1 protein-coding gene is annotated in these 461 nt (G+C 71.8%); it reads left to right on the top strand.

The window, feature by feature from the left end; genetic code table 11:
* On the top strand, positions 1-461 hold a 461-nt coding region (locus ON34_RS28650; protein ID WP_040785381.1), incomplete at both ends, for a helix-turn-helix domain-containing protein.

The following is a 461-nucleotide window of genomic DNA, read 5'->3' as shown; positions in this document are numbered from 1 at the left end:
CTCGGCGCGGCCTTGCACCGCTGGCGCGATCACGTCTCGCCCCAGGCCGTCGGCCTCCCCGCGGGCGGACGCAGGCGCGCCGTCGGGCTGCGCCGCGAGGAACTGGCCCAGCTGGCCGGCATCTCCGCCGACTACATCATCCGGCTCGAACAGGGACGCGCCACCAATCCCTCACCCCAGGTCGTCGAAGCACTGGCCCGCGCGCTGCGACTCACCCAGGACGAACGCGCCCACCTCTTCCACCTGGCCGGCCTCGCCCCACCAGGCCCCGGCATGGTTCCGCGGCACATCACCCCCAGCGTGCACCGCATGCTGGACCGGCTGACCGGCACGCCTGTCGCCGTCTTCGACGCCGCCTGGACTCAGCTGCTCGCCAACCCGCTCTACACGGCACTGATAGGGGAATGGGACGGCAACGACCTCAACGCGGTCTGGCGCAACTTCCTCAACCCCCACAGCCG

It is taken from the genome of Nocardia pneumoniae NBRC 100136 (genome assembly GCF_000308755.1).
Lineage (GTDB): Bacteria > Actinomycetota > Actinomycetes > Mycobacteriales > Mycobacteriaceae > Nocardia > Nocardia pneumoniae.
Note: the sequence above shows the minus strand (reverse complement) of the source record. Positions and strands in the feature narration are given on the sequence as shown.